At 69.4% G+C, this 9,810-nt stretch carries 7 protein-coding genes; 3 read left to right on the top strand and 4 right to left on the bottom strand.

The window, feature by feature from the left end; genetic code table 11:
* Positions 1–122: 122 nt before the first annotated feature.
* The 4 genes from ACFVJ3_RS12010 to ACFVJ3_RS12025 form a co-directional block, all read right to left on the bottom strand.
* Complete coding sequence (locus ACFVJ3_RS12010; RefSeq protein WP_378452250.1) at positions 123–2,222, bottom strand: RecQ family ATP-dependent DNA helicase; 2,100 nt, start codon at positions 2,220–2,222, stop codon at positions 123–125.
* 58 nt (positions 2,223–2,280) lie between these two features.
* A complete protein-coding gene (locus ACFVJ3_RS12015; protein ID WP_378452251.1) occupies positions 2,281–3,147 on the bottom strand; it encodes a ribokinase in 867 nt (288 codons plus the stop codon).
* Between the two features lie 9 nt (positions 3,148–3,156).
* On the bottom strand, positions 3,157–4,626 hold the full coding sequence (locus tag ACFVJ3_RS12020) for an MFS transporter (RefSeq protein ID WP_378452252.1): 1,470 nt from the start codon (positions 4,624–4,626) through the stop codon (positions 3,157–3,159).
* 243 nt (positions 4,627–4,869) lie between these two features.
* Complete coding sequence (locus ACFVJ3_RS12025; RefSeq protein WP_378452253.1) at positions 4,870–5,970, bottom strand: NADH:flavin oxidoreductase/NADH oxidase; 1,101 nt, start codon at positions 5,968–5,970, stop codon at positions 4,870–4,872.
* A gap of 90 nt (positions 5,971–6,060) precedes the next feature.
* Here ACFVJ3_RS12025 and ACFVJ3_RS12030 point away from each other — a divergent pair, with 90 nt between their 5' ends.
* The 3 genes from ACFVJ3_RS12030 to ACFVJ3_RS12040 all read left to right on the top strand — a co-directional run.
* Positions 6,061–7,341 (top strand): glutamate-5-semialdehyde dehydrogenase, encoded by a 1,281-nt coding sequence (locus tag ACFVJ3_RS12030; RefSeq protein WP_378452254.1) that lies wholly within the window; start codon positions 6,061–6,063, stop codon positions 7,339–7,341.
* 123 nt (positions 7,342–7,464) lie between these two features.
* Positions 7,465–8,346 (top strand): AAA family ATPase, encoded by an 882-nt coding sequence (locus ACFVJ3_RS12035; RefSeq protein ID WP_378452255.1) that lies wholly within the window; start codon positions 7,465–7,467, stop codon positions 8,344–8,346.
* Positions 8,347–8,357: 11 nt separating this feature from the next.
* A partial coding sequence (locus tag ACFVJ3_RS12040; RefSeq protein ID WP_378452256.1) for a VWA domain-containing protein occupies positions 8,358–9,810 on the top strand: 1,453 nt, incomplete at its 3' end.

Here is a 9,810-nt window from a genome sequence, read left to right on the forward strand (position 1 = left end):
TCGATTTCACGTGGCTCGCGAAATTGGACAGTTCAGGCGGCGGAGCTTTGCAGGTGAGACGTGCAAAGTGATGCTCATCACATTATGTAACTTTTGGGTGAACCGCAAGCGACACACTTCGCCTATTTGAGACTCGCGAGTGCGAAGGGGAGGACGGACGCCGCACCCGCCGCGCGGAGCGTCCTGGCGGCCATCGTGAGGGTCCAGCCGGTGTCCGTGAGGGTGTCGACGAGCAGCACCGGTCCGGCGCCGTCGGGAAGGTCGGGGACCTCCCAGGCGTCGACGAGCCCGGCCACCCGGTAGGCGGAGTTGGCCGCGGACACCGGCGGATGCTCCGGGCGCAGCCGCAGAACTCCCAGGTCGGTGAGGCGTCCGACGGAAGCGAGCTGCCCCGCGATCGACGCCGACAGCAGGGGATGGGTGGCGGATTCGACCGCCATGACGGCGGTGGGGCGCTCGGCCCAGTCCCAGGAGGCCAGCACCTGGATGCAGGCCTTCAGGACGGCGTCGGGGGCGGGTCCGTCCGGTTCGTCGAGCAGGGAACGCAGGCGCTGACCCCAGCCCAGGTCGGACAGCCGACCCAGGACGCGCCCCGGTTCGGGCCCGTCGGTGATCTTCCCGGACAGTGTCAGCCCGAGCTTCGAGAGGCCCGTGGGCCACTGTTTACGGGGCGCGAGGTCCACGCCTGGCCGTTCGAGGCGCGTTCTGGTCTGTTGCACCGCCTCGGCGTCCACGGTCGCGTCGTGGCGCACTCCGGTGCAGTTGTCGCATCGCCCACAGTCCGAGGTGCCCGCCGCCAGACCGGGATCGTCGAGCTGCTCGCGCAGGAACGCCATCCGGCACGTGGTGATCCGCTGGTAGTCGATCATCGCCTGCTGCTCGGACTCGCGGGCGCGTTCGAGGCGCTCGTAGCGGTCGGCGTCGTATGTCCACGGCTCCCCGGTGCCCACCCAGCCGCCGCGCACCCGGCGTACGGCACCGTCCACGTCGAGGACTTTCAGCACCATCTCCAATCGGGTGCGGCCCAGCTCCACCAGCGGCTCGAGCGCCTGTGTGGACTGCGGCCGGTCGGTGTCGAGGACCTCGATCACCCGGCGCACCACGTGCTCGCGGGGGAACGCCACGGACGCGAAATAACTCCAGATCTGCTTGTCCTCGGATCCGGGCAGCAGGATGACCTCGGCGCGGTCGGTGGACCGTCCGGCACGCCCGACCTGCTGGTAATAGGAGATGGGGGACGACGGCGCACCGAGGTGTACGACGAACCCCAGGTCGGGCTTGTCGAACCCCATGCCGAGCGCCGACGTCGCCACGAGGGCCTTGACGCGGTTGCCGAGCAGGTCCTGCTCGAGGGTCTCGCGCTCGGCGGCGTCGGTTTGCCCGGTGTATGCGGCGACCGTGTGGCCCTGCTCGGACAGCAGGCTCGCCAGATCCCGCGCCGCCGAGACGGTGAGCGCGTAGATGATGCCCGAGCCGGGCAGGCTGTCGAGCTTCTGGGCGAGCCACGCGGCCCGGGCGGTGGCCTCCGGAATCTGCACGACCGACAGGTGCAGCGACTCGCGTTCGAGGCCGCCGCGGAGGACGAGGGTTTCGGCGCCACCCACCCCGAGCTGTGTGGAGACGTCGGAGACGACGCGGTCGTTCGCCGTGGCCGTGGTGGCCAGAACGGGGATGCCCTCGCCCAGTTCGGCGATCAACGTGCGGATCCGCCGGTAGTCGGGACGGAAGTCGTGGCCCCAGTCCGACACGCAGTGCGCCTCGTCGACCACGACGAGGCCGGCGTCGGCGGCGAGGGAGGGGAGGACCTGGTCGCGGAAGTCGGGATTGTTGAGGCGTTCGGGGCTGACCAGCAGGACGTCGAGTTCGTTGTCCGCGACCCGGGCGTGGATGTCGTCCCACTCGGTGACGTTCCCGGAGTTGATGGTGGCGGCGCGCACGCCTGCCCGCTCGGCGGAGGCCACCTGGTTCCGCATGAGGGCCAGGAGCGGCGACACGATGACCGTGGGGCCGTGCCCGTGCGCCCGCAGGAGCTTGGCTGCGATAAAGTAGACCGCCGACTTGCCCCAGCCCGTCCGCTGGACGACCAGCGCCCGTCTGCGGCCCACCACGAGCGCCTCGATCGCCGTCCACTGGTCGTCGCGGAGGGTGGCGTGCTCGCCTGCCAGCTCGCGGAGCAGCCGTTCGGCCTCGTCACGGAGTGCGGGTTCGGTGGCGGTCGTCATGCCCCCATGGTGCACGACACGGGTGACACGAAGGATCCGGGCGACGGCAGGAGCTCGCTCAGCCGGGCAGTGCCGCCTCGATTTCGGCACGGGTGGGTGAGGACGTGGAGGCGCCTCGGCGGGTGGTGGCGAGCGCGCCCGCCGAGCACGCGAACGGGACGGCGGCCGCGGGCCCGCGCCTCCACGAGACGGTCAGGGCACCGGCGAACGCGTCGCCCGCCCCGGTCGTGTCCACCACCTCGACCTCGGGGGAGTCGGCGTGGAGCGCGGTGCCGTCGCTGCCCGCGTAGTCCGCACCCGACGACCCCAGCGTGGTCACGACATGGGAGACGGCGCCGGTGACCTCGGCGCCGAGTTGCGCAGCCTCGGTCTGATTGACGAGGAGCACGTCGACCAGCGCCACGAGTTCGGGCGGAAGTGTCTGCGCCGGTGACGGATTCAACATCACGACGGTGCCGTGTGCCGCGGCGTGCGCCGCCGCGGCCAACACGGTGCCCAGGGGTATCTCGAGTTGGCAGAGCAGGACGTCGGCGTCTGCGATCGCGGTGAGTTCGGCGGGCGTCAGGTCCGTCACGGTGCTGTTGGCGCCCGGAACCACGACGATGCTGTTCTCGCCGGCGGCGTCGACGGTGATCGCCGCGATCCCGCTCGGCCCGTCCACTTCGCGCAGGTACCGCGTGTCGACCTCGGCGTCCACGAGGGCCTGCCGAAGGTCGAGAGCGAAAACGTCGGAGCCGACGGCGCCGATGAACGTCACGTCACCGCCGGCCCGCGCCGCGGCGATCGCCTGGTTGGCACCCTTGCCGCCGGGGGTGGCGGCAAAGGCGCTGCCCAGGATCGTCTCTCCCGGCGCGGGCAACCGCTCGGTCGCCGTCAGTAAGTCCATGTTGATGCTGCCGACCACGGCGACCCTTGGAGCGGACATACCCCGAGACTAACCCGCGTCGGCGGCCGCCGTCTCCTCTGCGGGCGTCGCGGATGCGTCGCCCTTGGTGCGGCGGAGACGCTTCAGGATGCGGCGGGCCTCGGCGTCCGTGGCCACGGCGGGCGGCGAACCCTCCAGCGGCTTCCGGGCGGTCTCGGAGATGAGCAGAACCGCGATACCGCCGATGACGGCCGCGACCATCATGTACATCGGCGCGACGAGGTCGCTGCCCGTCGCATCCTGCAGCGCCGTGAGAACGAGGGGTGTGGTGCCACCGAAGATCGACACCGCGAGGTTGTATCCGATCGCCAGCCCGCCGTAGCGGATTCCGGTGGGGAACAGCGCGGGAAGGACCGACGGGAATACACCGACGAACAACAGCAGGAGGCCGCCGAGCATCGCGAGTCCGACGAAGACGGTGAAGTAGTGGCCGACACCGATCAACAGGTACGCGGGCAGCGACAGCGCGAAGAATCCGACGAAACCGGCCAGCAGCACCGGTTTACGACCGACCCGGTCGGACAGCTTCCCGACGAAGCTGATGCACACCATCATGATCAGCATCACGATGATCATGAGGACGAGGCCGTGCGACTCGTCGTAGCCGAGCGTGTTCGACAGGTACGTCGGCATGTAGCTGAGCAGGCCGTAGTGCGCGATGTTGTACGTGGCGACCAGGACGACGCACAGCACCAGCGGTCGCCAGTTCTCCACCAGGGTCTCGCGCAGTTTGCGTCCCGTGGATTCGTCTGCGAGCGAACGCTCTTCGGCCTGCTCCATCTGCTGGAACGCGGGCGTCTCCTCGAGCCGCAACCGCAGGTAGAGGCCGATCAGGCCCAGCGGACCGGCGAGCAGGAACGGAATTCGCCACGCCCAGTCCACCAGAGCGTCGGCGCTGACCACGGTGCTGATGATGGTGACCAGGCCCGCGGCCGCGACATACCCGGCGAGGGTTCCGAATTCGAGGAAGCTCGAGAAGAACCCGCGGCGCTTGTCCGGCGCGTACTCGGCGACGAACGTGCTGGCGCCGCCGTACTCGCCGCCCGTCGAGAATCCCTGCACGAGCCGGAACAGCACCAGCAGAATCGGTGCCGCGAGCCCGATGGATCCGTAACTCGGGATCAGGCCGATGGCGAACGTGCTGCCCGCCATCAGGATGATCGTGGTGGCGAGCACCTTCTTGCGGCCGATCCGGTCACCGAGCGGACCGAAGAACAGTCCACCGAGGGGACGGACGATGAACGCCGCGGCGAAGATCGCGAACGTCGACAGCAGCTGTGCGGTACCGCTGGCCTCGGGAAAGAACACCTTGCCGATGGTGGTCGCGAGGTAGGCGTACACGCCGAAGTCGAACCACTCCATGGCGTTGCCGAGCATGGTGGCCTTGACGGCCCGTTTGACGGAAGCCTCGTCGGTGACCGTGACATCAGGTGATTCGGCCACCTCGGCCGACGTGATCGAGTGATCTGGTGCATTCATGTCGTGCGCTCCCCAGCGCAGTTATCACCCGCGCGGGGCACGTACCTGATGCACGCATCTTTTCGTCGCCCGCACGGCGATTGCTGGTCGGGTTCGGCAACCCACGGCCCTTCGGCGCGATGCGGCCCCCGCCGATCGGCTCTGGCTCGTGGCTCGGTCCCGCCCCACCGTCCGGGGTGCGGGACTACCAGCTGTAAGAGCGATTACCGTAGCAAAGGATGTGCGGGCTTGTCGGCCCGAGCCTCAGTACGCCCGTGCGTATTGCGCCGGAATCTGCGGCGTCACCTGGGCATTCAACTCGAGTGCGGCTTTTCGCGGCCAGTACGGGTCGCGCAGCAGTTCGCGCCCGAGGAACACGGCGACGGCTTCTCCCGACTCCACGATCCGCTCGGCCTGGTCCGGCTCGGTGATCAGCCCGACGGCGGCTGCCGGGACCGTGGTCTCGTTCTGGATGCGACGGGCGAACGGGACCTGATAGCCCGGTCCCACCGGGATCCGGGCGGACGCGACGCCGCCGCTGGAGACGTCGACGAGGTCGACGCCGAGGTCGGCGAGGGCCTGCACGAGGGAGACGGTCTGATCCGGCGTCCAGCTGTCCGCGTCGAGGCCGGGCTCCTCGGACAGCCAATCGGTGGCCGAGACCCGGACGAAGACGGGCAACTCGGCCGGCCACACCCCGCGTACCGCCTCGACGACCTCGAGCAGGAGACGAATGCGGCCCGCGAAGCTGCCGCCGTACTCGTCGGTGCGGTGATTGCTGACCGGTGACAGGAACTGGTGCAGCAGATAGCCGTGTGCCGCATGGATTTCCACCACCTTGAAACCGGCCCGCGACGCCCGCTCGGCTGCGGCGGCGAAATCCGCGACCACCTTCCGGAGGTCGGCGGTCGTCGCCGCGGCCGGCGGGGTGTGGTCGCCGAAACCGATCGCGCTCGGCGCCACCGTCTGCCAGGACAACGGATCGTCGTCGGCGAGGCTCCCGCCCCCGCGCCACGGCACGTGCGCGGATCCCTTGCGCCCGGCGTGACCGAGCTGGATGCCCGGGACCGCGCCGAAGTACTCGAGCTGCGCGTTGATCTCCGCGAAGGCCTCGGTCTGGGTGTCGTTCCAGATGCCGAGGTCGGCGGGGCTGATGCGGCCCTCCGGGCTGACGGCCGTCGCCTCGGTGAGGATCAGCCCGGCACCGCCGATGGCGCGCGTGACGAGGTGCGTCCGGTGCCAGTCGTTGGGCACCCCCACGTCGCGGCCCGTCACGTCGGCCGAGTACTGGCACATCGGCGCCATCCACACCCGATTGGGGACGGTGACTCCACGGAAGGTGATGGGTTCGAACAACACGCTCACTGCAGCACTCCTGCCTCTGATGGTCTCGACCAGTCGCAACCAGCGCGGGGGACGAAATCATTCCCGCGCCCCTGTATATAGGCTGTCTTCATGACTGCAGTGACTTCCACCTCGTCGGCCGGTGCCGCGGTGGATACCCGTGAAGCCGTCCACGCAGCGGCACGTCGCGCCCGCACCGCGTCGCGGGTCCTCGCGCTGCTCACCACCGCGCAGAAGGATGCGGCGCTCCATGCGGCGGCCGATGCCGTGCTCGCCGCCTCGGCCGACATCCTCGCCGCCAACGCGGCCGACATCGAGACGGCGAGGGCGTCGGGCACCGAGGACTCCCTGCTCGACCGCCTGCGGCTGACCCCGGAGCGGATCGAGGGGATCGCGTCCGGACTGCGCCAGGTGGCCGGTCTGCCCGACCCGGTCGGTGAAGTGCTGCGCGGCTCGACCCTCCCCAACGGTCTCGAACTCCGTCAGCTGCGGGTGCCGCTCGGCGTGGTGGGCATGGTGTACGAGGCCCGCCCCAACGTCACCGTCGACGCGTTCGGACTGGCATTGAAGTCGGGCAACGCGGCCCTGCTGCGCGGGTCCTCGTCCGCGGCGAAGTCGAACGCGGCGCTGGTCGTGGCTTTGCGGGCGTCGCTGGCGGCGCAGCAGCTGCCGGAGGACGCGGTGCAGTTGCTGCCGAGCGAGGATCGCTCCAGCGTGACGCACCTGATCCAGGCCCGCGGGCTGGTGGACGTCGTCATTCCCCGCGGCGGCGCCGGCCTGATCAGCGCCGTGGTGCGCGACGCGACCGTCCCGACCATCGAGACGGGCGTCGGCAACTGCCACGTCTACGTCCACTCGGCGGCCGACCTGGAGATGGCCGAACGGATCCTGCTCAATTCCAAGACCCGGCGACCGAGTGTCTGCAACACCGCGGAGACGGTGCTGATCGACGCCGCGATCGCCGAGACGGCGGTGCCGAAGCTGCTGCAGGCCCTGCAGATGCACAGTGTCACGGTCCACGGGGATCTGCCGGGACTGGTGCCCGCGACCGAGTCGGACTGGTCCGAGGAGTACCTCACCCTGGATGTGGCGCTCAAGGTCGTCGACGACCTGAACGCCGCGGTCGAGCACATCGACCGCTACGGAACCGGCCACACCGAGGCCATCGTGACCTCCGACCTCGCGGCCGCCCGCGAGTTCACCGCCCGGGTCGACGCCGCCGCCGTCATGGTCAACGCCTCCACCGCATTCACCGACGGTGAGCAGTTCGGATTCGGCGCCGAGATCGGGATCTCCACGCAGAAACTGCACGCGCGTGGCCCGATGGGGCTCCCCGAACTGACCTCCACCAAGTGGATCGTCTGGGGTGACGGGCACACCCGCCCGGTCTAGACCCTCACCCACCCCCTTCCGTCAAGCCCCGCCGCCCGTCAACCCCCTGCCCGTCAACCCCCTTCCGTCAAGCCCCGCCGCCCGTCAACCCCCTGCCCGTCAACCCCTCTGAAAGGAGCGAGCGTGGACCGCGCACTGCCCACCACGACGCCGTTCTTCGCGAGCGTCGACGACGTCATCGCTCGGCTCGCCGAAACCGGGTACCTGTCCGACAAGGGCACCGCGACCGCGGTGTTCCTCGCCGACAGACTCGGGAAACCCCTGCTCATCGAGGGTCCCGCCGGAGTCGGCAAGACCGAACTCGCCCGCGCCGTCGCCGAGACCACCGGTGCCGAACTGGTGCGGTTGCAGTGCTACGAGGGCGTCGACGAGGCACGCGCGCTGTACGAGTGGAATCACGCGAAGCAGATCCTGCGGATCCAGGCGGGCAGCGACCACAGCTGGGACTCCACCAAGGCGGACGTCTTCTCGGAGGAGTTCCTGCTGTCGCGGCCGCTGCTGACCGCGATCCGGCGCGAGGACCCGACGGTGCTGCTGATCGACGAGACCGACAAGGCCGACGTCGAGATCGAGGGCCTGCTCCTCGAGGTGCTCAGCGATTTCGCGGTCACCGTCCCCGAACTGGGCACCATCACGGCCACACGCAAGCCGTTCGTCGTCCTCACCTCGAACGCCACCCGCGAATTGTCCGAGGCCCTCAAGCGCCGCTGCCTCTTCCTGCATCTCGACTTCCCCGACGCCGAGCTCGAGCGGAAGATTCTCGCGAGCCGGGTGCCGGAACTTCCCGAGGCGGTGGCCGAACAGCTGGTCAGGACCATCCGCGTGCTGCGCGGCATGCAACTGAAGAAGCTGCCGTCGGTCGCCGAGACCATCGACTGGGGTCGCACGCTCCTGGCGCTCGGGCTCGACACCCTCGACGACGACGCCGTGCGCGCCACGATGGGTGTCGTCCTCAAACACCAATCCGATCAGCTACGGGCCGCTGCCGAGCTGCGACTGAACTGAAGGACTTCCCCATGGCTGCTGGTGGTCCACTCGCGTCCCGGTCGAAGCCGGGCGGTCCCGCGGCGCCGCACGGGCTGCCGGGGCATCTCGTCGACTTCGTCGAGGCGTTGCGGAGGCGCGGCATCACGGTCGGACCGTCCGAGACGGTCGACGCCGGTCGGGTGATGTCGGTCCTCGATCTGCTCGACCGCGAATCGCTGCGCGAGGGTCTCGCGTGTGCGCTGCTGCGGCGGCCCACCCATCGGCCCACGTTCGACGCGTTGTTCGAACTCTGGTTCCCGGCGGCGGTCGGAAGCCGGGCGGACGGGGCGATCGACACAAGTCTGCCGCGGAACGCGAAGGGTGAGATCGACTACGAGGCGCTGCGCGAGCTGATCGTCGAACTCCTCACCGACGGGTCGCCGGAGGCGATCGAGCTCACCGAACTCCTGACCGCGCAGATGGTCGAGGAACTCGGGCAGTACCAGTCGGCGAACGGCCCGTCGTTCTCCGCGTACCAGGCGCTGCGGGACGTCGCGCCGGAAAACCTGCTGAAGAAGATCCTCGACGGACTCCTCGGCAATCAGCAGGACGGCGGCGCCCGAACGACGGAAAGCTACGAATCGGAGGTGGCCAAGCGCACCGCAGCCCAGCGGATCGCCGACTTCCGGAAGATGATCGAGAAGGAGACGCGGCGACGGTCGGCCGAGAACCTCGGCAAGGAACGGGTGGCGTCGTACGGCGTGCCCCGGCTGGCCGAGGAGGTCGACTTCCTGCGCGCGTCCGACGCCGAACTGACGGCGCTGAAACGCAACGTCACCCCGCTGGCCCGGCTCCTCGCCAGCCGCCTGGCTGTGCGGCGCAGCCGCAACCGGGCCGGTTCGATCGACCTGCGCCGGACCCTGCGCAAGTCGATGTCCACCGGCGGAGTGCCCATCGACCTCGTCCAGCGCAAGCCCCGCCGGGCGCGCCCCGAACTCGTCGTGATGTGCGACGTATCGGGTTCGGTCGCGGGTTTCAGCCACTTCACTCTGCTGCTCGTCCACGCGCTGCGCGAACAGTTCTCCCGCGTGCGGGTGTTCGCGTTCATCGACACCACCGACGAGGTCACCCGCTTCTTCGACGCGGGAGCCGACCTCGGCAGCGCCATGTCGCGGATGATCCGGGAAGCCGACCTGGTCGGCTACGACGGGCACTCCGACTACGGCAACGCGTTCGGGGTGTTCGCCGAGCGATTCACCCAGAGCATCACCTCGCGGACGTCGCTGCTGGTGCTCGGCGACGGCCGCAACAACTACCGCGACCCGAATCTGGAGGCCCTGGCCCGGCTCGTGTCGGTGGCGAAACACGCGCACTGGCTCAACCCGGAGCCCCGCGGTCAGTGGGGAACGGGCGACTCGGCGGCCAAGGTGTACAACGAGGTCATCAGCATGCACGAATGCCGATCCGCTCAGCAGCTGGCGTCGGTGGTCGCCGGGTTGCTGC

The organism is Rhodococcus sp. NPDC127593 (assembly GCF_042671975.1).
Classification (GTDB): domain Bacteria; phylum Actinomycetota; class Actinomycetes; order Mycobacteriales; family Mycobacteriaceae; genus Rhodococcus_F.